This window comes from Sphingobium xenophagum, assembly GCF_002288285.1.
Classification (GTDB): domain Bacteria; phylum Pseudomonadota; class Alphaproteobacteria; order Sphingomonadales; family Sphingomonadaceae; genus Sphingobium; species Sphingobium xenophagum.
The window spans coordinates 512,495-538,267 of sequence record NZ_CP022745.1 but is presented as its reverse complement, the minus strand read 5'-3'; the positions used below and the strand labels follow the sequence as shown (position 1 = coordinate 538,267).

The following is a 25,773-nucleotide window of genomic DNA, read 5'->3' as shown; positions in this document are numbered from 1 at the left end:
CGTGGCGTAAGGCCCGCAAATGCTACCGCATGGCTGACGGGCTGTTTGATCAGGCAGAGTTGGCAGAGTTTGAGCTCAATCTTGAAGCTGAGCTTGAAGGGATCCGCTCGGATTTCGCCGAATGGAAATACACCTGTGCACCGCTTCGGCTAGTCCCCCAGCCGAAAAAGCCTGATGCTCAAGGTAAACCGCGATTTCGACAGTACTTCCAGCTCGCCGTCCGGGATCAAGTCGCATGGATCGCACTTGCAAACGTCCTAGGCCCCGAGATGGACAAAAGGATGCCTGCATGGAGCTACGGCAATCGGCTCTACCGTGCGGCATGGTATGAGCAGAGTGCGCCGGATGAACCCCATTCGAAGCTGAACATAGGTCCCTACCGTCATTCGGGCGGAAACCTGTACCGACATTTCAAGCATAGCTGGCCGCTCTACCGGAGGCACATATCGCTGACTGCTCGCCGTATGGTGTCGGCAACGATCGACGAAGGTGAACTCGATGCCGGCGAGCGATTGGCGCTCAAGCAGTCGGAGGGCCTCGCATATCTCGCCCCCGAGCATTGGTCGAAGCCGACGCCGGCCGACGACAAGATTTTCGCGGCTTCTTTGGATCTTAGCAAATTCTATCCGTCGGTGAGGAAAGCGGCGATTGCAATGTCGTTCGCTTCGTTCCTGCCTGGCTATACGGATGAACTTGCCTCACTCATCGACCAGATGCTGACATTCACCGTCCAGACAGAGGGCGTGAGCGAGGAGACCAAGTCAGAGGTGGTGCCGCCTGTAAATCCGGGCATATTTGAACGAATTCCAACGGGACTTTTCGTAGGCGGCTTTCTTGCCAATGTCGCTATGCTTCCGGTAGACTTAGAGGTGGAGACATTGCTCGCAGCGCGGCGCGACATAGCTCACTTCCGTTTCGTCGACGATCACGAAATCCTTGCCTACGACTTCGAGTCTCTGGTCAGTTGGTTGTCCCTGTACGCAGAACTTCTCGCTAAGCATGACATCGGCGCAGAAATTGAGCCCGACAAGTACGTCCCGCCCGAACTGAAGTGGATCCTCCACCGCGACGAGGAGTTGCCTCCTGGCGAAAAGATCGAGGACCTAATTCAACGAGCGTCGTCCGCTGCCGCAGTGAACGGTCGCAAGCCGACGGAGCTGATGACTCGGACACTAGCGCAAGTTTCGATGCTTGCCGCAACCGATTTCGATCTTCTAACCGATTCGGGCAGAGGTCAGAGAATGGAGCAGCTTGAATGGCTCCTGCTCGCAAACATTCCCGATCAAGAGATCCGCGGCGACACTCGAATGGCTTTCGCGGCGGCGCAGATTGCCGCACTCACGCCTTCCCTCTTTCGACCCAGCGACAAGTTGCTTGTCGCGCATCGCAGACTCGCTGCGTTATCGAAAAAGTCGAATGATGATGCACTCCTCGCAGAGATCGCATCGCTGAAGACGGACGTTGAGACGTTAGAGGAAGATGAACGGAAGGAGTGGAGCACTCTGCTCAAGCGACACTTCGCGCTCCTGTTCGAAGCATTCTCAACCCATCCAGACAAAGTCCGACTCTTTACCCGACTTCTCGACTTCTGTCGCGCGACCGGACATGACGGCCTCCCCCAGATTGTAGCGTGGATGAGAGGGAACGAGCGAGGCCAACTCCGCCTTCTAAAATGCTATCTTGGCTCAACAGGGCTGCAAGCTTTGGCCCGCCATGTTCTGACGGCCAGCGAATCAGCCACTCGCCTAGATGCACTCCACCGTGAACGCGCCGCCGCCAGGTCATTCATTTCTAACCTCCTGTCTGCCCAACTGGAAACGTTCGTGCCCACGGCGGAGCGGGCCGAGCCACTACAGTTCTTTCAATGGAACGCCTTGACTGCATTCGCTGCAGCTCTCGTTATCGGAGCTGTAGAACTCGAGGCCATCGAACCGGATTTGGCCCGCAACATGCGCGACCGCGCCGGCTCCCTCGGTCTCGGGGAGGAAATCCAGGGAGTTGCGGATCTCGCTCGGTCAACGGGAACAGAACTTGGTGTGTGGTATCACTGGTTCTTTTCGACGACACTTGCCTACCGGAACTCCGCTCCCGACTATTGGCCCCTCGTCGCAGAGGCACACCGGCCGAGCAAGCCGACTGACTGGAACAGTCTTCGACGTTACCCGCGTCTTTTGCCGGATTCGGGCTGGCAGTACATCTCTGAGAATCCCGCGGCGCTCAAGCCCGACGACGCCGGATGGCTTCTCGACGCCGCACATGCCGCCCCCGACCGGCTCGCCGGGATCGTTAATGAAAATGCAGCGGTGATCGCGGCAAAACGCCACCTTGCAGCGACACCCGGACGATCGCTTACCCGATGGGTGGAATTCGCCTCTGCCTTGCCGGCGAGCGATCCGCGGCGGTCGGAATGGACCGCGTTGGAAGTTATCAGACAGATCGTCGAGCCTCTATCCGCAATTGATGGTCCCGACGCCGACATTCTCGACGACCTACACCCCGAAAACATCTGCATCCCAGAGATCTGGTTTAACGCCGCAGATATATTAGATGGAGGGAAACTTACGTGGGAGGGCTGGCGTCGCAAATCTCGAGAGGACAAGGTTAAGCTGATCGACCCACCGATTAGAGACTATCGATATGCCGGTATGCTCGACCGCGCTGATCGAGCGTGGCCGAAGAGGCTGCGCCCGATCGGTCAGTTGCTCTGGGGCATGCTTCGCCAGAGCTTTGCACTCCCAGCGGCCTGGAACATTCGTGGGCAGGAGCGGAGCCTGCTTGACATTGTCGGGAGCGATCTTGAACGTCTTCCGATATCATCATTCACTCTGACCATCCTGCAGTCATGCTTGCTACCAAGGAACGCTGAAACCTCGCTCCTGCATGTGTTCCCACCGCTGTTCGGAAATCTCGCGGGTTTGGCGGCAGACGACACTGAATTCGACACTCCGATCAACACTAGCGAGGAGTTAGAGGTGCTTCTCGGGGATGCACAACATATGCTGGAGCTGAGCCAGATGACCGTTCTTGAGCACCAACCGCGCCAGCTGATACCCGTCCGGCTCCGACATCTCGGAGCGTTCGGCGCGGAGCATGCGCCAGAGCATGAGTTACACGCATGACCACGCCGTACGTGTCGCCTTTGGCGGACAGCCTAAAACTCGGTGTAATCCAAACCTCACTCGATCCAGAGGCCGCGTGGATCGGAAATGCCAAGATGTCTCGTTGCGAGGAGGAGCGCGCGATCTCGGAGATCCGTGGCTATTTCGCGGCGTTTCAGCAAGAGCAACCCCGGCCGGACATCATCGTTCTGCCAGAACTCGCCGTCCCGACCGGCTTCGAAACGAAGCTTAAGGCGATGGCGGACAAGATGCAATCTGTCGTGATCGCCGGTTTGGACTATCGGGCTGGATCGTCTTTTGGCGAGGTCCACAACGAGGCGCTTCTCATCGTTCCCAGGCAGTGGCGCGGTAAGAAGATGGGCGCCAGGGCCACCACTCGTCGCATCGGGAAGACTTATCCGGCTCCAGAAGAGGAGAAGAAGCTCAAGTCGGTGGCTTGCGAGTTCAAGCGCGACCCTTCGGTTTGGCTGTTCGACGGCGGAGACGTCGGCACATTTGGCGTGATGGTCTGCTACGACTTTCTCGATCTCGAACGGATCGCAATGTATCGCGGAAAAGTCCAGCATCTCTTCATTCTGGCGCTCAACAAGGACGCCACCTCCTTTCGGCACGTGGCGGAAGCGGTGTCCCGAATGGTCTTCTGCAACGTGATCGTATGCAATTGCGGCCACTTCGGCGGTTCGCAGGTCGTATGCCCATACCGCCACGCCGAAAGGCGCACTATCTTCCACCATTCAGGCGCAGGTCTTGCCACCGGCCAGATAATAAGCCTGCCTGTATCACGACTCGACCTTCACCAGCATAAAGAATACCCGAGCTTTAGAGGCGAGAGGGAGTTTAAAAGCCTCCCGCCCGGCTACGATTTTTCGGAGGCCCTAGTGCAGCAACTGGCCAAGTTCGGATGACGTCACTGCTAAAGCGACTGCTAGGAGGCGAAACCATCGCCTCCCAGCCGAAAAGGTCGGATGGTGAAGAGCTCGCACGTCAACTGGAGAAGCTCGAAGGATATCGCGTGCTCCGGGCGCTGGATCCGCTAATCGGGTTCGAGGAGTTGCCGCCTCTCGTTGGAGACGAGCGTATAGGAGTCGTCATCGACTGTGAGACAACGGGATTGGACCCCGCTCAGGACCGAATGGTCGAGATCGCCGCGCAACGCTTCGCATTCGATCAAAAGGGACGTATCACGAAGGTCGAACGCGTTCGAAGCTGGCTTGAAGATCCCCACCAACCTTTGCCTGAGAAAATTAGCCAACTGACGGGCCTTACTGACGCCGACCTCAGGGATAAGGCATTCGACGAAGTTGAGGTCATCAGGCGGCTGTCTTCTGCAGAGATAATTGTAGCTCACAATGCCAGATTTGACAGGCCATTTTTCGACCGTCGCTTTCCGCAACTGCGCGATAAGTCATGGGGATGCAGTCTTGCCCAGCTGGATTGGCAGAAACTCGGATTTGATGGTCGTGCACTCGGGCATCTATTACTACAGAGCGGCCTTTATTTCGACGGCCATCGAGCTGCGAACGACGTTGTCGCGCTTACGACTTTGTTGGGGCTACAGTTGCCGGACGGAAGTACGATTTTTTCGCATCTGCTCGAAGAGTGCATTGCGGAGAGCGTGCGCATCGAAGCCGTGGGGGCTCCTTTTGAGACCAAGGATATGCTCAAGCATCGTGGATACAGATGGGATCCCAATGGCCGCTTCTGGTGGAAGGAACTGCGCAAGTCAGATTTTGAGAGGGAGGCCACGTGGTTGGAAGAAGAAGTGTACTCCGGCAGCGGGCGGCCGAGGTTGCGCTTCATAACTGCCCGTGAACGATTCATTGAATCCCGTTAGTCCAAAAGTCAGTCAGGAAGCTGGCGATAGGGCGTTGCGAAAGGTCCGCTATTCCATTCCAACGCTCCGAAGCAGACCGAGCGCAAAGTCCCAATGATGGCCGACAAGCAGACCGTCGGCCGGTGTGCTGCGCGTAGGCATGTCGGAAATCTTGTGGTCCATTTAACTGGTCCATGAGGCATCGAAATTGCCTATTGACCAATCTTATAACCTACTGTTTAATAGATATTATCTTAAACGCCACCCCCTCCCGTAGGGGTCACCATCTTGCAGGCGGGCGTTCGATCGCCGGGCCTCGATGCTGTGCAGTTGCATGTTTTCCGCGCTAACCCGTAGTTTACCGTGATTGACCTTGATGGGTCTTAGGGTGCAACATTGCTGTCATGAAAAAGGCAGAGGGTGCATTGCTGACCATCAGTGAACTGGCTGATGAATTGGGCCTGCCCCAGCATATATTGCGCTATTGGGAAACGCGTTTCCCGCAACTGCGCCCGCTCCAGCGTTCCGGCAATCGCCGCTACTACCGTCCCGCCGACGTGGCGCTGGCCCGTCGCATCCATGATCTGCTCAACATCGAAGGCTTCACTGTGAAGGGCGCGCAGAAGATGCTGGTCGATGGCAATGGGACCGTATCGCCGGATGTGCCGGAGCCAGGGACGCACGATGATCTGCTGGCGCGGCTGGAGGGCATACGCGACCAACTGGCCCGCGCCATTCGCCTATAATTGCCGCGCGTAGATCAGGTCGCGGAACGGCACGTCGCCAACCATGAAGGTCAGCGATCCCACCTCAACGAAATCATGCCGCGCATAGAAGCGCCGCGCCCGGTCATTTTGGGGATAGACGGCCAGTAGCAGGCGGCTGGCCCCGCGCCGCCGGGCTTCCTGCGCTGAGGATCAGCGTGCAATAGGCACCCCCTTCGTGGGGTGATCGGCGTGCAAAAAGGACCCCTTCATCCCGGGGATTTAGTCGGCCGACTGGTTTTGATCAGTTGGCGAGAACGGGATGTTGATCGTGGAGACAGTGGTTCGGATTCGGCGTGAGCATGCAGCGGGTAAGGCGATCAAGGCGATCGCTCGTGACCTTCGTTTGTCGCGGAAGGTCGTCCGCAAAGCGATCCGGTCGCCGGAGGCGGCGTTCAACTATCAGCGCAAAGTCCAGCCGCTGCCGCGGATCGGTCCTTATCAGGATCGTCTCGATGCGCTGCTTGAGGAGAACGAAGGTCGCGGCCGCCGCGATCGGCTACGGATGACGCGTATCCATGACCTGCTGGTGCGCGAGGGGTTCGATGGATCCTATGATGCGGTGCGCCGCTATGCGGCGCGCTGGCGTGCTGCGCGGCGGAAGGATGCTGGCGAAGGCGCACCGGCGTTCATCCCGATGACCTTCCAGCCGGGTGAGGCCTACCAGTTCGACTGGAGCCACGAGGATGTGGAGATCGCCGGCAAGCCGATGCGGGTGAAGGTGGCGCATATGCGTCTCTGCGACTCGCGCGCACCCTATGTCCGGGCCTATCCGCGCGAGGGCCAGGAGATGCTGTTCGATGCCCATGCCCGGGCGTTCGCGTTCTTCGGCGGTGTGCCGCGACGCGGTATCTACGATAATATGAAGACGGCGGTGACGGCCGTGTTCACCGGCAAGGAGCGTGTGTTCAACCGCCGCTTCCTGATCATGACCGATCATTACATGGTCGAGCCGACCGCCTGCTCGCCGGCGGCGGGATGGGAGAAGGGCCAGGTCGAGCAGCAGGTCCAGACAATCCGAGGCCGCTTCTTCCAGCCGCGGCTCCGGTTCGCCAGCCTGGCCGAGCTCAACGGGTGGCTGGAGGCCGAGTGCCGGCGCTGGGCCGAGCATCATGCCCATCCCGAACGCGGGGATATTACCGTCGCCGAGGCGCTGGATATGGAGCGACCGGCCCTGCAGCCGATCCTGGCACCGTTCGACGGCTTCCATGAGAGCGAGCATGCCGTCACCGGCACCTGCCTCATCAGCTTCGATCGCAACCGCTACTCGGTCATGTCGACGGCCGCACGCCGGACCGTTCAGGTGCGCTCCTATGCCGATCGCATCGTCATACGCTGCGGCGATGCGATCGTCGGGGAGCATGAGCGCCACTTCGGTCGGAACCGCACGATATACGATCCCTGGCATTATCTGCCGGTCCTCGCGCACAAGCCCGGCGCGCTGCGTAACGGCGCACCGTTCCAGGACTGGGATCTGCCGCCCGCCCTGCACCGATTACGGCGAAGGCTCGGCACCGGGGACGAGGCCGATCGCAGGTTCGTGCGGGTCCTCTCGGCGGTGCTCACCGATGGCCTGGAGCCGGTAGAGGCTGCCGTGCGCGAAGCGTTGGCGAACGGAACGGCCAGCGACGAGCTGATCCTCAACATCCTCTCCCGGCGCCGCGAGCCGGCGACACCCCACAGCATCGTCACTTCGGAAGACCGGATGCTGCAGCATCCTCCGCTCGCCGACTGTGCCCGCTATGATCTGCTGCGAGGCTATGATGCAGCGGCATGATATGATCGACACGATGCGCGGCCTCGGACTCAAGGGCATGGCGGCGGCGTTCGACGAGGCGGTCACCACCGGCCTCCAGCGCAAGCGCACCACCATGGAGATACTGACCGACCTGCTCCGTGCTGAGGCGACCCACCGGGATGCAGCCTCCATCCGCTATCGGATGACGGCTGCGAGGCTGCCCGTGGTGAAGGACCTGGAGCGGTTCAGCTTCGAGGGCACACCGATCAATGAGGAGATGATCCGCTCCCTTCACGATGGCTCCTTCCTCCCGCCTCGCCGCAATATCGTGCTGGTCGGCGGCACGGGGACAGGCAAGACCCACCTCGCCATCGCGATCACCGCCAATGTCGTGCGAAGGGGCGCTCGCGCCCGCTACTTCAACACCGTCGATCTGGTGACACGCCTCGAAGAGGAGACCCGGATCGGCAAAGGCGGGACCCTGGCGGCGCAGCTGTCGCGGCTCGACCTGATCGTTCTCGACGAGCTCGGTTATCTGCCGTTCGCCCGCTCGGGAGGGCAGTTGCTGTTCCACCTCATCAGCAAGCTTTATGAGCGGACCAGCGTCATCATCACCACGAACCTCGCCTTCGGCGAATGGCCGACCGTGTTCGGCGATCCCAAGATGACCACGGCGCTGCTCGACCGCGTCACCCACCACTGCGATATCGTCGAGACGGGCAACGACAGCTGGCGCTTCAAAAACCGCAGCTGACAGCCACCTTCGGCGCCTTCAAAAATCTATCTTGCGCTGCGCGCGCCTCCGGTCGGGCTACGCCCGCCCTCCGCCGCACGCAGCGCAAGGCCATCTTCAACAAACCAGCATCATATTATCTGAAAAGGGGGTCCCTCTTCGACGCCGATCGGGGGTCCCTTTTGAACGCCGTTTGACATTCCTGCGCAACCAGGTCCATGATCGTATCGCCATGCCCGCCACCCTGCCAGCCCGACAGCAGATAGAGCCGCTTCAATTCCCGGTCGCAGGCCGGATCGGTCGCGATCGGCAGGTCAGGCGGCGTGATCATCGCATAGCCCACCGGCGCGCCAAATGGTGTCTCGCCAATCAGGACGGTCTGCTCAGGATCGGCCAGTGCGGCCTCATAATAAGGGATGCCATGGGCGGTGCGGATATGACTGACCAGCGCCGCGCCGGGATGGTCGTGGGCGAAGCTGGACAGGAAGGTCGCCCCGCCAAGGATGGAAAGCGCAGGGCCATCGTCGGCCCCCGCGACGCGCCAGATTATGGGCGTCATGGCCGCCAGCCCCGTCAGCGCGTCCCCGGACCCAGCGCCGGGTCCAGATCGCGCGGGCGGGTGAAGCTGACCAGCGTGGCGATATTCTCCCGCGCCTCGCTCCAGCGGTCGACTTTGAGGTCCAGCACCGCGATGCTGGCGGTCGGGAACTTGACCTCCACATCCTCGCGCAGAGGATTGGCGCCATCGTCGGGGACGAGATCGAGGATCAACTCCTCCAGCCCCGGATTATGCCCGGCCAGCAGGGCGCTGTCGGTGCTTTCGGGCAGGTCGCGGATGACATCGAACAATGTCGGGGAGGAGGCGAGATAGATGCGCCTGTCCCAACGCGCGTCGAGCGATTCGCCAAAGCCGGTGAAAAATGTCTCCAGCGTCTGCACCACCCGCACCGCGGGCGACGCCACCAGCATGTCGAACTGCATCTGCCGCTGGGCGGCAAACTGGCCCATCAACAGCGCCGCCTTCTCGCCCCGATGATTCAAGGGCCGGTCGAAGTCGCGGGCCACCGGATCGTCCCAGTCGGACTTGGCGTGGCGCAACAGGGTCAGCCGCTTCATTCTCTCTCCAGATGGCTGTGGCCGGATTCGTGTCCCTGATGCCCTAAGGACGCAGTTTCGCCAAGGGTTTCGCGTCGCGAAGCGACACTGACCGCTATGATCGCTTCGTCCAGCGTCACCCGGCGGATCGGCGTGCCGGGCGGAAAGGCGCTGAGCAAGCGACTGGGCATGGCGGCCGACAGGATGACGAAACAGCCCTTGTCCTCGGCCCGGCGGATCAGGCGGCCGAACGCCTGCGCCAGCCGCGCACGAATCAGCCGGTCGTCATAGGCATTGCCGCCATTGGCCAGCCGCCGCGCGGCGTGCAGCACCGTCGGCTTGGACCATGGCACCCCCTCCATCACCACCAGGCGCAGCGAATGGCCGGGCACGTCCACGCCGTCGCGCAGCGCGTCCGTCCCCAACAGCGAAGCGCGCGGATCGTCGCGAAAAATATCGACCAGCGTGCCCGTGTCGATCGGATCGACATGCTGGGCGTAGAGCGGCAGCCCCGCGCGCGCCAGCCGGTCGGCGATGCGGGCATGGACGGCGCGCAATCGCCGGATAGCGGTGAACAGCCCCAGCGTGCCACCGCCCGCCGCTTCGATCAGGCGGCCATAGGCGCCCGACAAGGCGGCGAGATCGCCCCGCTTGATGTCGGTGACGATCAGCACTTGCGCGCGCGCGGCATAATCGAACGGGCTGCCGGCCTCGAACCGTCCGGCGCCGTGGGGCAGGTGGACAGCGCCGCTGCGGCTTTCCGCGTCGCTCCAGTCACCCCCGCCTTTCAGCGTCGCGGAGGTGACGATCACACCCTGTGCGGGCTTCAATACGGTTTCGGCAAGCGGTCGGCTGGGGTCCAGCCAGTGGCGGTGGATGCCAATGTCATATTCCCGCCCCTCGACCCGGTCGACCGTCATCCAGTCGACATAGTCGGGGTCGGCCGGACCGCCGATCCGCGCCAGCAGCGCCAGCCATGCGCTGATCAGGTCGCGCCGCCAGCCGAGCGAGGCCACCGCCCCCTCGATTCGCGCTCGCGCCGCGCCGTCCAGCCAGTCGGGTGCATCCTCGATCACTGCCTCCAGCCGTCGCGACAGGTGCGTCAGCGGGCGCAGCAAAGCATCGAGCGCCAGCGCGGCCTCCTGCGCCGCCTCGACCAGCGGACCATCCGGGGCGGCCAGTTCGGTCTCCAGTCCATAGCCTGCATCGGCCTCGCCCGTGTCCGCGGCACGCGCAAAGACAGTGCCGCGCACGGCCGTAAAGAGGGCTTCAAGCGGTCCGAACGGCTCATCGGCCACGACGCGCTTCAGCCATTCGTCGGCGGGCAGGGCCAGCGCCGCGTCGGTGGCGGCGCGGATCGCCTCTCCGCCCTCCACATCATAGCTGGCAAGGTCGGACAGGCGCGCCGACAGGCCGCGCCGTCGCCCGCGCGATCCGCCCTCCGGCCCCATGATCCAGCGGCGCAGCTCGATCGCCTCCTGTCCCGACAAGGCGACGGAAAAGGTCGAATCGGCAGCGTCAAACAGATGATGGCCTTCGTCAAAGACGATCCGCTGGGGTCGCTGGCCGGTTTCGCGGCCGCGCGCCGCGTTGATCATCACCAGCGCATGATTGGCGATGACGATGTCGGCATCGGCGGACGCGCGGGCCGACCGCTCGATGAAGCATTTGCGATAATGCGGGCAGCCGGCATAGATGCATTCGCCGCGCCGGTCGGTCAGCGCGGTGGAGCCGTTGCGGCGGAACAGGGTGGGCAGCCAGCCGGGCAGGTCGCCGCCGACCATATCCCCATCCTTGCTGAAAGCCGCCCAGCGCGCGACCAGTTGCGCCAATATCGCGGCCCGGCCGCTAAAGCCCCCTGCAACGCATCTTCCAGATTGAGCAGGCAGAGATAATTTTCCCGCCCCTTGCGGACCACCACCCGCCTGGCCGCGACCGCCGCGTCGGGAAACAGCCGCAGTGATTCGCGGTCAAGCTGGCGTTGCAGCGCCTTGGTATAGGTGGATACCCACACCGTCCCCTGCGCTTGCGCCGCCCAGAGCGAGGCGGGCGCAAGATACCCCAATGTCTTGCCAATGCCGGTGCCCGCTTCCGCCAGCAGCATGTTGGGCTGGTCGCGGTGCGCGCGCGGGCGGAACGGGCCGATCGCGGCGGTGGCATAGGCGCGCTGGCCCGGACGCGCCTCCGCTCCGGCGCCGGTCAGCGTGTCGAGCCGGTCCAGCACCTGCGCCTCGTCCAGCATCACGGTGCGCGGGGCAGGGCGGGGCTGCGCTTCCTCCCATTCGGGCAATTTGGAAAACAGCCAGCGCTCGGCCTCACGCGGCTTGGCGATGCGCGGCGCGACCAGCGGCGACCAGGGCCAGCGCAGCCGGTGCAGCGTCTGCGCCGACGTCCAAGCGCCTTCCCGCTCACGCCAGTCCGGCGATTCGAGCCGGTCGAGCAGGGCCTGCGTCGCATTCTGGAGCAAGGCGGGAATGTCCGCTTCCGCGCCCGGTACCGGCAGGCCAAGCGCTTGCGCCAGCCCCTTGGGCGTGGGGACAAGGAAGCGGGCAGGGTGGAGAAACGCCCAAAGTTCCAGCAGGTCCAGGCCGTTTAGATCGGGATAGCCCAGGCGCTGGCCGGTCAGCGGCGCATTGAGCAGCAGCACCGGCGTTTCTGCCGCGCGACCGATAGCCTGCCCCTTGGCCAGACCTTGCGTCCGACCGCCTTCGCGCAACCAGATGCCGCCATGACTGGCGTGGAGGGCTGGCAGGGATGCTGGATCGATCACCCGCCCCGTTTAAGCGAGCGGGAACAAAAGGAAAACCTGTTTCAGCTGGTCCGGCGGCCAAAACCGCCACCGCCGGTGGCCGCGGCCATAATGCGGGCGCGCGGCTGGAAGGCGACGGGCGTGCGCCGCGCCGCGCGGGCCAGTTCCAGCTGGTCGTACAGCGGACCTTCGTTCAACTCATAGGGGAAGCGAATGCCCATGCGGTCTTCTTCGGACCAGCGCACGGTGCCAAAGGTGATGTGGCCGTCCAGATCGATCTGGCACGATGAACCGGCAGGCAGGGTGCAGCCGACCACTTGCGCGCCGCCTTCGCTCAGGTCGACGATCGTGCCTTCCAGGCTGTCGAGTACGGTCGTGACGACGATGGCGATGTCGACCACGATGCGTTCGCGGGTGCGCAAGATCTGCATGATGCCTCCAGAAGCCTGATTATCCCTCGATAGGGTTAATGAAGCTCTAATATGCGAACGGTTCTTAACGCAGATTTGCCCGCAAAGAGCGTTTCTTTTCGGCCTGTCCGGAGCTAGGGGCATGTCATGACCGCGACCGATCTATTCCGCACCGCCGCCCTGGCGGCCAAGGCCTGGCCCTATGAAGAAGCGCGCAAGCTGCTCAAGCGCTATCCCGATGGCGCGCCGGACAAAGGCCATATCCTGTTTGAAACCGGCTATGGACCATCGGGCCTGCCGCATATCGGCACGTTCAACGAAGTGCTGCGCACGACGATGGTCCGCAACGCCTATCACGCCCTGTCGGATATTCCCACGCGCCTGGTGGCGTTCAGCGACGATATGGACGGGCTGCGCAAGGTGCCTGACAATGTGCCCAATCAGGCGATGCTGACGCAGCATCTGGGCAAGCCGCTGACGCAGGTGCCCGATCCGTTCGAAAAGTTCGAAAGCTTCGCCCATCACAATAATGCGATGCTGCGCGAATTTCTCGACCGCTTCGGCTTCGACTATGAATTCGTCTCCGCGACCGAACGCTATCGGGCCGGGGCGTTTGACGACGCGCTCAAGCAAGTGCTGCGGCGGTATCAGTTGATCATGGACATCATGCTGCCCACCCTGCGCAAGGAACGGCAGGCGACCTATTCGCCAGTCCTGCCCATTTCGCCCAAGAGCGGTATCGTCCTTCAGGTGCCGGTGGAAGTCGTCGACGCCGAAGCCGGGATCGTCCGTTTCGAGGATGAAGGCGAAATGGTCGAACAGTCGATCCTGTCGGGTGGCGCAAAGCTGCAATGGAAGGTCGACTGGGCGATGCGCTGGTATGCGCTGGGCGTCGACTATGAAATGGCGGGCAAGGATCTGATCGATTCGGTCACGCAATCGTCGAAGATTTGCCGCGCGCTTGGTGCCCGGCCGCCCGAGGGCTTCAACTATGAGATGTTCCTCGACGAAAAGGGCGAGAAAATCTCCAAGTCCAAGGGCAATGGCCTGAGCCTTGAGCAATGGCTGACATACGGTCCGCAAGAGAGCCTGGCCTTCTACGCCTATCGCGAACCCAAAAAGGCCAAGCAGTTGCACATGGGCGTCATCCCGCGCGCGGTTGACGAATATTGGCAGTTCCGGGGCAATTATCCTGGTCAGCCGGTCGAACAGCAATTGGGTAATCCGGTCCATCATGTTCATGACGGCAAGCTGCCCGAAGGCCGGTTGCCGGTGACCTTTGGCCTGTTGCTCAATCTGGTCGGCGTCATGGGCGATGCCAGCCGCGATCAGGTGTGGGGCTATCTCACCAATTATGTCGCGGATGCCTCGCCGGAAACCTATCCTGATCTTGACGCGCTGATTGGCCATGCTCTGGCCTATCATCGCGATTTCGTGGCTCCCACCCTCCAGCGCCGCGCGCCCGACGCCAATGAGGCTGCGGCCTTGCGCAGGCTGGACGCGGAACTCGCTGCTCTGCCTGCCGACGCTTCAGCGGAGGACATCCAGAATATCGTCTATGCCATCGGCAAGGATGAGGCGTTCGGTTTTGCCGAATTGCGGGACTGGTTCAAGGCGCTGTACCAGACGCTGCTGGGCGCGGACCAAGGGCCGCGCATGGGCAGTTTCATCGCGCTTTATGGTATCGATAACAGTCGGAAGCTGATTGGTCAGGCGCTGGCAGCCTGAATCGGCGGATTTTACCGGAAAAGCGGAACTTTTCGGGCAGGCGCGCGTTCTGCGCAACGGTCCACCCCCCTTTCGGACTGATGGTGCGTTCTGCGTGCCATCGGCCGCGCTTGTCTGGCAACGGGCGGCGCGGCCAAGTTGGGCGGAAATACAATGAAAACGGCCCCGGACATCGCTGTCCGGGGCCGTTTCCCCATGGGCTGGCCTCTTACCAGAAGAAGCCGCGATGCACCTGGATCACGCGCCCATTGCGGACATTGACCAGCAGCACATCATTATAATGGCGTACCCAGCGCTGGTTCACGCCCGGACGGGGCAGGCGATAGCGATAGGGGTCGGCGATATAATAGCGCGAGTTGTAATAGGCCGGGCGTAGACGGACGCCGACATTCCACTGGTTGTAACGGAACGGCGCGCGCCAGTTGCCGCCGCGATACACGTCGCGGTGCGAGCGGCGATAGTCGCGCCAATCCTCACGAACTTCCTGGCGGGCCTGACGGACATCGCGGCGTTCATCGCGCACGTCGCGACGATCGCCATAACGCTGGGCCTGGCGCAATTCCTGCTTTTCTTCACGCAGATTGCGTTCGCTGCGGCGCACTTCGCCATAGGACTGTGCGGACGCGACACTAGGCGCGACCGTGGCGGCCAGCAGGCCCAGAATGATCAGTTTACGCATAGCATATCTCCTATTTCCTTGGCGGCTGAACCCTGTCCGGCTGGACCGGGTTCCCTGTCGCCAACACAGGGAGATATGGCGCAGCGCGCCTGAACGGCCTGAAAATGAAGCTGTCAGTTTTCAGTCATTTATGTCGCAAAGTGTATCGCTGGGGATGTTCGACAATGCGTGGCAGGGCGCATATCGACGCCGCACCGGCCCTTTCCCGCGCGCATGGGCGAAGGCCCATTCTCAAACAGATCTCGGCGTCCAGGGCCGTTCGCGAAACCATTTGGTGACGACATATTTGGTGCCCTGTTCGACTGGCCGGGCGGCGTGCAGACTGAAATTGTTGGGCGCGCCGTCAGCATCCATATTGTTCCAGATCAGGATCATCCCCTCGACCGGCGGCACCATGAATTCGCAATGGGGAAAATGCGTCTCGCCCCCCGCCTCGACCGGGGAAAGATAGATCATGGTCGTCCAGCTGCGCTGCCCGCCGGTGACACGCATCGCCGGCCAATAGTTGGCTGTGACCGGAAAATAATCGCAATGCAGCCGATATTCCTGGCCGCTGGTATAGCGCTGCCCCTGCAATGTTTCCCCATGATCCGCAGGCAGGCCGGTGAGCGCGCATATACGGTCGCTGATCGCCTTGACCAGCGGATCGAAGGGATCGAGATTGCAACTGTGGCTGGTCCGGTAATCGGCGTTCGCGCTGCCCGAAAACAGGGTCGAAGGCTGCGCGCCCGCATCGATAATGGCGCGCAGATCGGCGCATTCTTCGGGGCTGAGGAAATCCTGCCGCCCATAGATGGCGAGATGGGGCGACTCGATCCGGCTGACCATCGGGTTGCGCTCCAGCCGGGCCTGCACCTGCGCCCCGATCGCCGCGCGGGCGGAGGAGGCGATGCCGCCATCATCGTCACTGTCTGTCATTCCGTCACACTGCCACAGCGGCCGGTACCATGAAAAGACCTCGGCGTGTCACCGCACCGGGGCCAGTATTCCTGAAGGCCACTTCAGGGAGCGCGATTACCAGAAAAAGTCATGGATCACGTCGACGACATAGCCGTCCCGAATGTCCACCAGCAGCGCATCGTCATAATAGCGAATCCAGCGCAGCGTGCCGTAAGCGGGCGGCAGGCGATAGGCATAAGGGTCGTTCAGCCAATAGCTGTTGGAATAGAGCAGGCTGCTCAGCACGATACCCACAGAGAAACGGCGATAGCCATAGTCCCAGCCACGCGGCGCGTAGTAGCGACCCAGACGGTACTGATTGCCATAGCGGTTGCGATAGCTGTTCCAGTCATAGCGCCTGTCCTGCCGCCAGCCCTGATTCCAGCGCTGCTGGTTGCTCCAGCGGGTGCGATCGTCATAGCGGCGGCCATTGTTCCAGTTGCCCACCACGCCCCGATTGTCGTTCCAGCGCCGGTCATCGCGCCGATCCTGGCGATAATCCCGCCGGTCGTCGCGGCGATCGTTGCGCCAGTCCTGGCGATCGGCGCGTTGGTCCTGACGATAATCCTGCCAGTCATTGCGGCGATCGCCACGCCGGTCCTGCCGCGCATCCTGTCGATCCGGCGCGGACACTACTGCTGAGCTGCCGGGATTCCGCCACGGGCGGTCGGCGCGGGGCTGCTGTACGGGGGCCTGGGGCGCCGGTGTCTGCGCAACCGCGCGGTTCTGTCGCTGTTGCCAGCGCTGCGCCTGCTGCCCTTCGCCGCCCATCGGGCGCTGCCCATTGCCGCGCCACTGATAGGCTTGACGGTCACCGCCGCCACGTTCTGCACGATCGCCGCGATTGCCACGGCCATTCTCATTGCTCTGGGCATAAGCGGGGGCGACACCGCTGAGCAGCGTTGCGGCCATGAGTCCCGTCAGCATCATCTTCCTGAACATCATCGTGACTTTCTTTGCGCGGGAACCTCCTGTCCCCTCATGCCGCCTTTCTAGGGCGCGCGCGATGTCGCAAGTCTGAACCTGTCCGTCAGCCATTTGAAAGAATCGCGGGACGTAATGAACCCAAATCCCGCCTCGCGCGTTATTTCGTTTTCGTATCGGTCTGTCCGCTAAAAACGGCCGGACCCGGATCAAATGCTGATCCAGATCAGTGCAGGGTGCTTGCCCCCTCTATAGGACTGCCGAGTGAATAAATCTCCCCATGTCAGCGGCGTCCGTCAGGCCCTGCGCGAAGCTACCAGCGACAGTCATAGCCATGTTGATGGCCTATTTTCAGCCTATCGGCTTGATTCAGAAAGCGATTATGCTGCGTTCCTGACGGCCCATGCCCGCGCGCTGGGCGCGCTTGAATCGGTTGCGCGCCCCGAATCGCCACGCCTGCCCATGATCGCGGCGGATCTCGCGGCGATGGATATGGCCATGCCTGCGCCCCTTTCGCTCGCCGATCCCGATCGCGATGGCTATCGCTGGGGGCTGCTTTATGCGCTGGAAGGGTCGCGGCTGGGTGGCGCGATGCTCGCGCGCCGGGTCGCGCCCGGCCTGCCGCATGCCTATCTGTCCGCCGTCCATGGCAAGGGCGGTTGGGTCGCGTTTCAGCAGGCGCTCGATCGGGCAGCCGCTGACGGGGGCGAAGACTGGCTGGACGACGCCGTGCAGGGCGCGCAGGCCGCCTTCGCCCTTTTTGCCGCCGCAACCCGCGCTGAACTGGCCACTGCCCATGGCTGATGGCGGCGGTACAGGCGCGGACTTCGCCGTTAATCTGACCAATTGCGATCGGGAACCGATCCATGTGCTGGGCACGGTTCAACCTTTCGGTTTCCTGATCGCGCTGACAGCCGACTGGCTCGTCTCGCGCGTATCGGCCAACAGCGCTGCCTTCATTGGCCTGTCCCCGGACGACATGCTGGGCAAGCCGGTCAGCGACCTGCTGGATGCCGATGCCATCCATGCGCTGCGCAACCGCATCACCCTGCTGCGCGGCGCCGACTCGGTGGAACGCATCTTCTCCCTGCCGCTGATGTCTGGCGGCGCGCCGTTCGATGTCGCCGTCCATTTTTCCGGTCCGCTGGTGGTGATAGAGGCCGAACCCGCCAGCGCCGACGAGATGGAAGCGAGCAGCACCGTTCGCTCCATGGTCGCGCGGCTGGCGCAGGCCGATGGCATGACGGCTTTCCTGCGCGATGGTGCGCGACAGGTGCGGGCGCTGACCGGCTTTGACCGGGTGATGGTCTATCGCTTCGCCGATGGCGGCGATGGCGAAGTCGTGGCCGAAGCGCTGCGGCCCGGCATCGACAGTTTCTTTGGCCTGCATTACCCCGCCTCCGACATTCCGGTGCAGGCACGCGCGCTCTATCTGCGCAACATTTTCCGGGTGATCGCCGATGTTCATGCGCAGCCCGTGCCGATCGTCCCGACGCTTGATCCGACCGGCGCGGCGCTCGACATGTCGCTCTGCCTCACGCGCGCGGTATCACCCATCCATATCGAATATCTGCGCAACATGGGGGTGGGGGCGTCGCTCTCCATCTCCATCATCGTCGAAGGGCGGCTATGGGGGCTGTTCGCCTGCCACCACTACGCCCCGCGCCTGCCGACCTTTGCCCAGCGCAGCGCGGCGGAACTGTTCGGCCAGATATTCTCGATGATGCTGGAAAGCCGCGAACGCGCGGAGACAGCCGACTATGAGGGCAAGGCGAGACAGGTTGCCGACCGGCTCATGTCGGCCGTGGCGCAGGATCATGACCTGCTGTCCAACGCGCGCTGGCTGGGCGACATCATCTTCGACACGATTCCGGCCGATGGCGTTGGTGTCTATATTGACGGGCAGATCAGCCTGTCGGGGCTGACCCCTGACACGGCGGCGTTCGCCGGCATCGTCTCCATGCTCAACCGCGTCGCCGCCAGTCAGGTCTATACGACTGATGCGCTCGGCCGCGTCCTGCCCGAAGCGGCCGCCTATGCCGATCGCGCCTCCGGACTGCTCGCCATTCCGCTGTCGCGCCGACCGCGCGACTATGTGGTGTTGTTCCGTGCCGAACAGTTGCGCGCGGTGCGCTGGGCAGGCAATCAGGACAAGCATATCGAATATGGCCCCAACGGCCCGCGGCTCACCCCGCGCAAAAGTTTCGAGGAATGGTCGGAACTGGTGAAGGGAACGGCATTGCCTTTCGTCCCCGCGCAATTGCGCGTCGCCGAAGCCCTGCGCACAGCCCTGCTGGAGGTCGTGCTGCGCCTGTCCGATTCAGCGGATGCGGAACGGCAGCGCGCGCATGAGAAGCAGGAATTGCTGATCGCGGAACTCAATCACCGGGTCCGCAACATATTGGCGCTGATTCGCGGGCTTTTGTCCCAGACGCGCAGCAGCGCCGTGTCGGTAGAGGATTTCATCGGCACGCTGGAAAGCCGCATCCACGCGCTGGCCCGCGCCCACGACCAGATCACTGCCGACCGCTGGAGTCCCGCACGCCTCTACGACTTGATAGAGGTTGAGGCGGGCGTGTATCTGGGTGAACGGCGCGACCGGGTCCGGCTGTCTGGTCCCAATGTGCTGCTGACGCCTGGCTGCTTCACGGTCATGGCGCTGGTGATCCACGAAATGCTGACCAATGCCGCCAAATATGGCGCGCTGTCGGACAATGGCACCGTGACGATCGACTGGCGCGTGGATCAGGATGGCAGCCTGCTGATCGACTGGCGCGAAAGTGGCGGTCCGGCGGTGGTCGCGCCCACGCGGCGGGGTTTTGGATCGACCGTGATCGAGCGATCCATCCCCTATGATCTGGATGGCCGCGCCGAAATCCACTACCGGCTGGCCGGGCTGGAGGCGCATTTCTGCATCCCTTCCACCCATGTCGTGTCGGTGCTGCCCGACGTCGTCGGCACGGATCGTTCGCGCCCCGTCGTTGCCGTGACGCCTGCATTGCTCAAGGGGCGTCACGTCCTGCTGGTGGAAGATAATATGATCATCGCCATGGACGGGGAGGACGCCCTGCGCGATCTGGGCGCGGATGTGACGACCGCCGCCACCACCGCCCGCGCGCGCGAAGCCCTTCAACAGCATCCGGTCGATCTGGCGGTGCTCGATTTCAACCTGGGCGCGGAAACCAGCATGCCGGTGGCCGATCTGCTGGCGGAGCAGGGCATCCCTTTCCTGTTTGCGACCGGCTATGGTGACGGACTGGAACTGCCGGATCGCTTCGCCGATGTCACGCTGGTCAAGAAGCCCTATTCGGGCGCGACGCTGGCGCAGGCGATGACGCCGCTGATCGAGGACGCAGCCTAGTCGGGCAGCGCTATGGCTTGGGCGCAGGCGCTGGCCGACCAAGTGCCGGGATCGTACGGGCCGCCTCCTCCGGGGTGATGCCCGGCGGCGGCGCGGCGGCGCCCTGATCGCCTGTGCCCGTATCTTCGCCCCGCATGATCCGCCCGGCCCGGCGGATCGCGCCGCGCAGCCGGGGATAGATGCCGCACCGGCAGATATTGGTGATCGCCGCGTCAATTTCCGCGTCGCTTGGATCATTGGTCCGGCGCAGCAGCACCGACGCCGCCATGATCATGCCGGGGATGCAATAGCCGCATTGCGACACATTGTCGGCGGCGAACGCCTGTTGCAGGGGATGACCGCGATCGGGCGACAGCGCCTCGATCGTGGTGACGAAACGCCCTTCGGTCTTGCCGATCGTCACTTGGCAGGAGCGTACCGCTTCCCCGTCTATATCCACCGTACAGGCGCCACAGTCGCCCGTGCCGCAGCCATATTTGGTGCCGGTCAGGTTCGATGCGTCGCGCAGCGCCCATAGCAGCGGCGTGTCCGGGTCCATGCGATACTGGACTGGCCGGTCATTGACGGTGAAGCGCGTCATTCGGCGTCCGGCTCTTCCATCTCGGCCTTATGGTACAGGACTTCGTTGCGGACATGGATGATCTTCGACCCCAGCCGGATCTCCTGAATGAAGGTCGCAAAGCCGCCTGCCTGCAACAGCATCGCCAGGCTGAACAATATGGCGATCGGCGTCCCCAGATGGGCGTCGAACAAATTGCCCGCAAACAGCAGGATGACGACCAGACAGACGGCGCAGGCGGACGCAACCGACAGGAAGATCGCCATATTGACGACGCTCATTCGCTGGTCGAGGACGCGGATTTCATGCACCAGCCGGTCATGCTCGCGTCCGCGCGTGGTCAGGATCGCCGCCTCCACCGTCCGCGCCCGGTCGATGATCCGCGCCAGCCGGCTGACGGAGACATTCAGGAACGCGCCGATCCCGGCGAGCAGGAACACCGGGGCAAGCGCCAGCTGGATCGTCTGAGAGACCAGCGAAACCTGGGGAAGGGGGATCATGGCGCGACTGCGATCGTCAAGCCGCGCCCTTGGCTGGCGTATTGACGCCCATCGACTGAAGATATTTCTTCACGTTGCGGGCCGCCTGCCGCAGCCGCTGTTCATTTTCCACCATGGCGATGCGGACATAGCCTTCGCCATCCTCGCCATAGCCGACGCCCGGCGCAACTGCGACCTTGGCATGGGTCAGCAATTGCTTGGAAAATTCCAGGCTGCCCATATCCTTCAGCGCAGGCGGCAACGGCGCCCAGGCGAACATGGACGCGGGTGGGGCGGGGATGTCCCATCCGGCGCGGCCAAAGCTTTCGACCAGCACGTCGCGGCGCTTGTGGTACAGTTCGCGATTCTTCTGCACGATATCCTGCGGCCCGTTGAGCGCGGCGCAGGCCGCCGCCTGGATCGGCGTGAACGCGCCATAGTCGAGATAGGATTTCACCCGGCTCATCGCCGCGATCAGTTGCTTGTTGCCGACCGCAAAGCCGATCCGCCAGCCCGCCATCGAATAGGTCTTGCTGAGCGAGGTGAACTCGATGGCAATGTCCTTCGCGCCGGGCACCTGCAGGATGGACGGCGTCGGGTTGCCGTCATAATAAAGTTCGGAATAGGCAAGGTCGGACAAGACCCACACCTTATTCTCCTTCGCCCAGGCGACCAGTCGCTCGTAAAAGGCCAGGTCCACCGTCTCGGCGGTCGGGTTGGATGGATAATTGACCACCAGGATCGACGGGCGCGGCACGGTGAAGGCCATGGCGCGGTCGAGCGAGCGGAAATAATTGTCGTCCGGAGTCGTCGGCACCGACCGGATGGTCGCGCCCGCCAGGATGAAGCCGAACATATGGATCGGATAGCTAGGGTTGGGGGCCAGCACGACATCGCCCGGCGCCGTGATCGCGGTGGCCAGGCTCGCCAGACCTTCCTTGGATCCCATGGTCACGACGACCTCGGTTTCCGGGTCGACATCCACGCCGAAGCGGCGGCCATAATAGTTGGCCTGCGCCTTGCGGAGGCCCGGAATCCCCTTCGACTGGGAATAGCCATGGGCGTCGGGCTTGCGCGCTACCTCGACCAGCTTGTCGATGACATGGGACGGCGGCGGCAGATCGGGATTGCCCATGCCCAGGTCGATAATATCCTCTCCCGCCGCGCGCGCGGCCGCCCGCATCGCGTTCACTTCGGCGATGACATAGGGGGGCAGGCGTTTCATGCGGTAGAATTCTTCGGACATTTTGGGGGCTTTCCTGAAAGCGCTCGGTAGGGAATAGTGCGTGTCGCGCCGTTGCCGCGTCACAATCTGGCTATAACCGGCCAGCTTGCGCCGCGCCAGAAAAAGCGATGCGATGAAACGATGCCAGGAACAGGAGAGTGGCCATGGATAAAGCCGACATCATGGAGCCGCATCTGCCTACGCTGGAACAGATGCAGCAATGGACCCACGCAATTGGTCAGGCCCAGCAACTGATGCTGGAACAGGCGGCGGGCGCTGCGGGCCAGACGCTCCCCTTTTCGCCCGAAACGGTGGCGCGTATCCAGACGAGTTTCGCTGACGAAGGGCTGGCGATGTGGCAGCGCTTCATCGATTCAGGCGGTATGTTCCGCGACAAGCCCGAACCCGTGCCCGCCGACAGCCCGGCCGCGCGCAAGGACCGCCGCTTTGCCGATCCCGCCTGGACCCAGCACCCCTTTTACGACCTGATCCGGCAAAGCTATCTGCTCGTTTCGGACTATATGCTGCAACTGGCCGATGCCGTTGACGGTGTCGATCCCAAGCAGAAGGCGAAGCTGCGCTTTGCGACCAGCGGCATGCTCGATGCGCTTTCGCCCTCCAATTTCCCGCTGACCAACCCGACCGTGGTGGAAAAGACGATCGAGAGCGGTGGCGAAAATCTGGTCAAGGGCTTGCAGCATATGCTGGCCGATCTGGAAAAGGGGCAGCTGACCCATACCGACGGCACCCAGTTTGAACTGGGCGTCAATATCGCCGCGACGCCTGGCAAGGTCATCCATGAAACCCCGCTCTACCAACTTATCCATTATGCGCCTTCCACGCCGGATGTGCTGGCGACGCCGCTCATCATCTTCCCGCCATGGATCAACCGCTTCTATATCCTCGACCTCAGCCCGCAGAAAAGCTTTGTCAAATGGGCGGTGGATCAGGGGATCAGCGTGTTTCTGGTCTCCTGGAAATCCGCCGACGCATCGATGAAGGATCTGATCTGGGACGATTATATCCTGCGCGGCCAGATCGACGCGATCGATACGGTGCGCGATCTGCTGGGCGTGCCGAGCGTACATACGATCGGCTATTGCGTCGCGGGCACCACGCTGGCGGCAACGCTGGCGCTGCTGGCCGCGCGCGGGGAAGGGGGCAAGGTGGCGAGCGCGACCTTCTTCACCGCCCAGGTCGATTTCAGCCGGGCAGGCGACCTGACCCTGTTCATCGATGATGAACAGATGAAGCTGGTCGACCAATTGTCATCGCAGGGGTTTCTGGACGGGCGCTATATGGCGCTCACCTTCAACCTGCTGCGCGGTCGCGACTTGATCTGGAACTATGTCGTCAACAATTATCTGTTGGGGCAGGATTATCCGCCGTTCGACCTGCTCTACTGGAATGGCGACACGACCAATCTGCCCGCCCGCTGGCACCGGGATTATCTCACCCAGCTCTATCGCGACAATCTGCTGGTGGTGCCCGGCGCCATCACGGTAGACGGCACGCCGATCGATCTCACGAAAGTCACGACGCCCGCTTATGTGCAGGCGGGGAAAGAGGATCATATCGCGCCGCTGGAAAGCGTGTGGAAGCTTACCGAAAATCTGTCCGGGCCGGTCCGCTTCCTGCTGGCAGGGTCGGGGCATATCGCCGGGGTCATCAATCCTCCGGCGGCGCAGAAATATCAATATTGGGCGTGCGAGGATAGCCAGCCGACGCTCGACGCCTTCCTGACCGCGGCGCAGGAAAACAAGGGCAGCTGGTGGCCCGACTGGCGCGCCTGGATCGAACGACTCGATCCGCAGACCGTCCCGGTCAAAGGGGCGCGTGTGCCGGGCAAGGGCCGGCTGAAGGCGGTGGAAGATGCGCCCGGACGCTATGTAAAAGCGCGGTAATCGCGCTTTTTCCAGCCCTTGGATCGCCTCCTCCGCCCTGCTGCGTGACGCTTTTGTTGCAGCGCACAATAAGCCTTGCAATCACATGGCAAAGCGACTATTGTGCACTGCAACAAATGGAGGAAAGTCCATGGCCGTAACACCCAAGACCGGACGCAGCGCCCCGCGCGCTAAAAGCGCATCGACGACCTTGTCGGCCAGCGAAGCGCTCAAGGCTGCCGAAGCGGCGATTGCCCCCGCACCCAAGAAAGCGCCCCCGCGTAAGGCGGCGGCGTCCAGCGTGAAAGCAATCGACGCCAATCCCGCTGCCGTTGTTGCAGCGACGACCGCCGTCGACGCGCCGCCGCTTCCGGAACCGGTTGCCGAACCAGAGGCACAGGCGCCCGTAGACGCCACGCCGCCTGAGGCTCCGGCCGAACCCGAAATGACCAAGAGCTTGCCCGAGCAGGCCGAACCGTTCGCACTCAAGACGCTGTCCGCCATAGAAGGAACCAAAACGATGAACGACGTAATCGAAACCGGCAAGAAGTTCGCTGAAGACGCCAAGGCGAAGCTGGAAACCGTTTATGCCGACATGAACGAAAAGGCGAAGGCCAGCGTCGAAAAGTCGACCAAGGCCATCGAAGAATTCAGCGACATCGCCAAGGGCAATGTCGAAGCGATGGTCGAATCCGGCAAGATCGCAGCCAAGGGCATGGAAACCCTGGGCCAGGAAGCTGTCGACTACAGCCGCAAGAGCTTTGAAAAGGCGACCGCCTCTTTCAAGTCCTTCGCGACCGTCAAGACCCCGACCGAATTCTTCCAGCTGCAAAGCCAGATGTTTTCGAGCAGCTTTGACGATTTCACCAAGGAAGCCGCCAAGAGCAGCGAAGCGATGATGAAGCTGGCCAGCGATGTTGCCAGCCCGCTGACCGCCCGCGTGACCGTGGTGACCGACAAGGTGAAGTCGCTCGCTGCCTAAGCGATCGGACGAACAGCATCAGGGCGCGCTCTCCCTATCGGGGGGGCGCCCTTTTTGCCGTCTGCAAAATTGATGGTTACCATCGCATCCAGCCATGGCGGCCCCTTGCCATGGGCCGGCAAATTGCCATATCCTCGACCATCATGACCAGCATTTTGACAGCATCTATGATCCCCGCGACGATGACGGGGGAGGATCGGGACGATCCAGGCGATGGCACCGGTCCCAGCGTCGGCATCGCCACGCGCACCCGGACCCGCACGAAAAAGCCGTCTCTCTACAAAGTGCTCATGCTCAACGACGATTACACGCCGATGGAATTCGTCGTGCACGTCCTCCAGCAATTTTTCCGCATGGATATGGAGCAGGCGACTCGCGTGATGCTGCATGTTCACCAGCGCGGCGTGGGCGTGTGCGGGATTTTCAGCTATGAAGTGGCCGAAACCAAGGTCAATCAGGTGATGGATTTCGCCCGTCAGAACCAGCATCCGCTGCAATGCACGCTGGAAAAGGCCTGATCGCCGACCTACGCCTAATTTACCGTAAAATTCGATCAGTCAGCATGTTTTAATCAATTTCTCTGGAACCTGAGC

At 62.4% G+C, this 25,773-nt stretch carries 22 protein-coding genes and 1 pseudogene; 12 read left to right on the top strand and 11 right to left on the bottom strand.

The window, feature by feature from the left end:
• The first annotated feature begins 29 nt into the window (after positions 1-29).
• From CJD35_RS02645 to CJD35_RS02630, 4 genes are all read left to right on the top strand, one after another.
• Complete coding sequence (locus CJD35_RS02645) at positions 30-3,119, top strand: RNA-directed DNA polymerase (RefSeq protein WP_157742270.1); 3,090 nt, start codon at positions 30-32, stop codon at positions 3,117-3,119.
• Positions 3,116-4,024, top strand: coding sequence for a carbon-nitrogen hydrolase family protein (locus CJD35_RS02640; RefSeq protein WP_095686764.1), 909 nt, complete (start codon positions 3,116-3,118; stop codon positions 4,022-4,024). Before CJD35_RS02645 ends, CJD35_RS02640 begins: the two co-directional genes overlap by 4 nt.
• The gene (locus CJD35_RS02635) at positions 4,021-4,953 is read left to right on the top strand and encodes a 3'-5' exonuclease (RefSeq protein ID WP_095686763.1); all 933 of its coding nucleotides are present in this window, start codon (positions 4,021-4,023) and stop codon (positions 4,951-4,953) included. The genes CJD35_RS02640 and CJD35_RS02635 overlap by 4 nt, the downstream gene beginning before the upstream one ends.
• A gap of 383 nt (positions 4,954-5,336) precedes the next feature.
• Entirely contained in the window at positions 5,337-5,678 is a 342-nt protein-coding gene (locus CJD35_RS02630; protein ID WP_017181507.1) for a MerR family transcriptional regulator, read from the top strand.
• Here the strand turns inward: CJD35_RS02630 and CJD35_RS23510 are convergent.
• Positions 5,673-5,804 carry a hypothetical protein gene (locus tag CJD35_RS23510; protein ID WP_338057774.1) on the bottom strand — a complete coding sequence of 44 codons (132 nt, stop codon included), beginning with the start codon at positions 5,802-5,804 and terminating at the stop codon, positions 5,673-5,675. The genes CJD35_RS02630 and CJD35_RS23510 overlap by 6 nt on opposite strands.
• 154 nt (positions 5,805-5,958) lie before the next feature.
• Here CJD35_RS23510 and istA point away from each other — a divergent pair, with 154 nt between their 5' ends.
• Together istA and istB are read left to right on the top strand one after the other, a co-directional pair.
• Positions 5,959-7,473: an IS21 family transposase gene (istA, locus tag CJD35_RS02620; RefSeq protein WP_021238707.1), complete on the top strand. Its 1,515-nt coding sequence runs from the start codon at positions 5,959-5,961 to the stop codon at positions 7,471-7,473.
• A complete protein-coding gene (istB, locus tag CJD35_RS02615; RefSeq protein ID WP_031304487.1) occupies positions 7,460-8,188 on the top strand; it encodes an IS21-like element helper ATPase IstB in 729 nt (242 codons plus the stop codon). The genes istA and istB overlap by 14 nt, the downstream gene beginning before the upstream one ends.
• 115 nt (positions 8,189-8,303) lie before the next feature.
• Here istB and CJD35_RS02610 read toward each other — a convergent pair whose 3' ends face one another.
• The 4 genes and pseudogenes from CJD35_RS02610 to CJD35_RS02595 all read right to left on the bottom strand — a co-directional run bounded on the left by CJD35_RS02610 (position 8,304) and on the right by CJD35_RS02595 (position 12,442).
• A complete protein-coding gene (locus tag CJD35_RS02610) occupies positions 8,304-8,726 on the bottom strand; it encodes a GNAT family N-acetyltransferase (protein ID WP_244917200.1) in 423 nt (140 codons plus the stop codon).
• A gap of 14 nt (positions 8,727-8,740) precedes the next feature.
• Positions 8,741-9,283, bottom strand: coding sequence for a SixA phosphatase family protein (locus tag CJD35_RS02605; RefSeq protein WP_017181505.1), 543 nt, complete (start codon positions 9,281-9,283; stop codon positions 8,741-8,743).
• Positions 9,280-12,032: pseudogene (locus tag CJD35_RS02600) on the bottom strand (ATP-dependent DNA helicase). The gene CJD35_RS02605 and the pseudogene CJD35_RS02600 overlap by 4 nt, the downstream one beginning before the upstream one ends.
• Positions 12,033-12,073: 41 nt before the next feature.
• Positions 12,074-12,442: a PilZ domain-containing protein gene (locus CJD35_RS02595; protein WP_017181503.1), complete on the bottom strand. Its 369-nt coding sequence runs from the start codon at positions 12,440-12,442 to the stop codon at positions 12,074-12,076.
• A gap of 126 nt (positions 12,443-12,568) precedes the next feature.
• Here CJD35_RS02595 and CJD35_RS02590 point away from each other — a divergent pair, with 126 nt between their 5' ends.
• Positions 12,569-14,149, top strand: coding sequence for a lysine--tRNA ligase (locus CJD35_RS02590; RefSeq protein WP_017181502.1), 1,581 nt, complete (start codon positions 12,569-12,571; stop codon positions 14,147-14,149).
• Positions 14,150-14,357: 208 nt separating this feature from the next.
• Here CJD35_RS02590 and CJD35_RS02585 read toward each other — a convergent pair whose 3' ends face one another.
• The 3 genes from CJD35_RS02585 to CJD35_RS02575 form a co-directional block, all read right to left on the bottom strand.
• A complete protein-coding gene (locus CJD35_RS02585) occupies positions 14,358-14,828 on the bottom strand; it encodes an RcnB family protein (RefSeq protein WP_017181501.1) in 471 nt (156 codons plus the stop codon).
• A 231-nt stretch (positions 14,829-15,059) separates the two neighbouring features.
• Positions 15,060-15,746 (bottom strand): 2OG-Fe(II) oxygenase, encoded by a 687-nt coding sequence (locus CJD35_RS02580; protein WP_017181500.1) that lies wholly within the window; start codon positions 15,744-15,746, stop codon positions 15,060-15,062.
• A gap of 96 nt (positions 15,747-15,842) precedes the next feature.
• Positions 15,843-16,712: an RcnB family protein gene (locus tag CJD35_RS02575; RefSeq protein ID WP_017181499.1), complete on the bottom strand. Its 870-nt coding sequence runs from the start codon at positions 16,710-16,712 to the stop codon at positions 15,843-15,845.
• Positions 16,713-16,955: 243 nt separating this feature from the next.
• Here CJD35_RS02575 and CJD35_RS02570 point away from each other — a divergent pair, with 243 nt between their 5' ends.
• Entirely contained in the window at positions 16,956-17,495 is a 540-nt protein-coding gene (locus tag CJD35_RS02570) for a biliverdin-producing heme oxygenase (protein ID WP_017181498.1), read from the top strand.
• Positions 17,488-20,052 carry an HWE histidine kinase domain-containing protein gene (locus tag CJD35_RS02565; RefSeq protein WP_017181497.1) on the top strand — a complete coding sequence of 855 codons (2,565 nt, stop codon included), beginning with the start codon at positions 17,488-17,490 and terminating at the stop codon, positions 20,050-20,052. The genes CJD35_RS02570 and CJD35_RS02565 overlap by 8 nt, the downstream gene beginning before the upstream one ends.
• 10 nt (positions 20,053-20,062) lie before the next feature.
• On the opposite strand, the gene CJD35_RS02560 is transcribed toward CJD35_RS02565, so the two are convergent.
• Genes CJD35_RS02560 through CJD35_RS02550 form a run of 3 tightly spaced genes read right to left on the bottom strand, consistent with a single transcriptional unit; the run spans position 20,063 to position 22,336 of the window.
• Positions 20,063-20,632, bottom strand: coding sequence for a (2Fe-2S)-binding protein (locus tag CJD35_RS02560; RefSeq protein WP_017181496.1), 570 nt, complete (start codon positions 20,630-20,632; stop codon positions 20,063-20,065).
• Positions 20,629-21,111 carry a DUF2721 domain-containing protein gene (locus tag CJD35_RS02555; RefSeq protein WP_017181495.1) on the bottom strand — a complete coding sequence of 161 codons (483 nt, stop codon included), beginning with the start codon at positions 21,109-21,111 and terminating at the stop codon, positions 20,629-20,631. The genes CJD35_RS02560 and CJD35_RS02555 overlap by 4 nt, the downstream gene beginning before the upstream one ends.
• A gap of 16 nt (positions 21,112-21,127) precedes the next feature.
• Entirely contained in the window at positions 21,128-22,336 is a 1,209-nt protein-coding gene (locus CJD35_RS02550; RefSeq protein ID WP_017181494.1) for an LL-diaminopimelate aminotransferase, read from the bottom strand.
• Between the two features lie 143 nt (positions 22,337-22,479).
• Here CJD35_RS02550 and CJD35_RS02545 point away from each other — a divergent pair, with 143 nt between their 5' ends.
• The 3 genes from CJD35_RS02545 (at position 22,480) to clpS (ending at position 25,698) form a co-directional block, all read left to right on the top strand.
• On the top strand, positions 22,480-24,219 hold the full coding sequence (locus tag CJD35_RS02545; RefSeq protein WP_017181493.1) for a PHA/PHB synthase family protein: 1,740 nt from the start codon (positions 22,480-22,482) through the stop codon (positions 24,217-24,219).
• Between the two features lie 130 nt (positions 24,220-24,349).
• The gene (locus CJD35_RS02540; RefSeq protein WP_017181492.1) at positions 24,350-25,180 is read left to right on the top strand and encodes a phasin family protein; all 831 of its coding nucleotides are present in this window, start codon (positions 24,350-24,352) and stop codon (positions 25,178-25,180) included.
• A 110-nt stretch (positions 25,181-25,290) separates the two neighbouring features.
• On the top strand, positions 25,291-25,698 hold the full coding sequence (clpS, locus tag CJD35_RS02535) for an ATP-dependent Clp protease adapter ClpS (RefSeq protein ID WP_017181491.1): 408 nt from the start codon (positions 25,291-25,293) through the stop codon (positions 25,696-25,698).
• Positions 25,699-25,773: the final 75 nt, after the last annotated feature.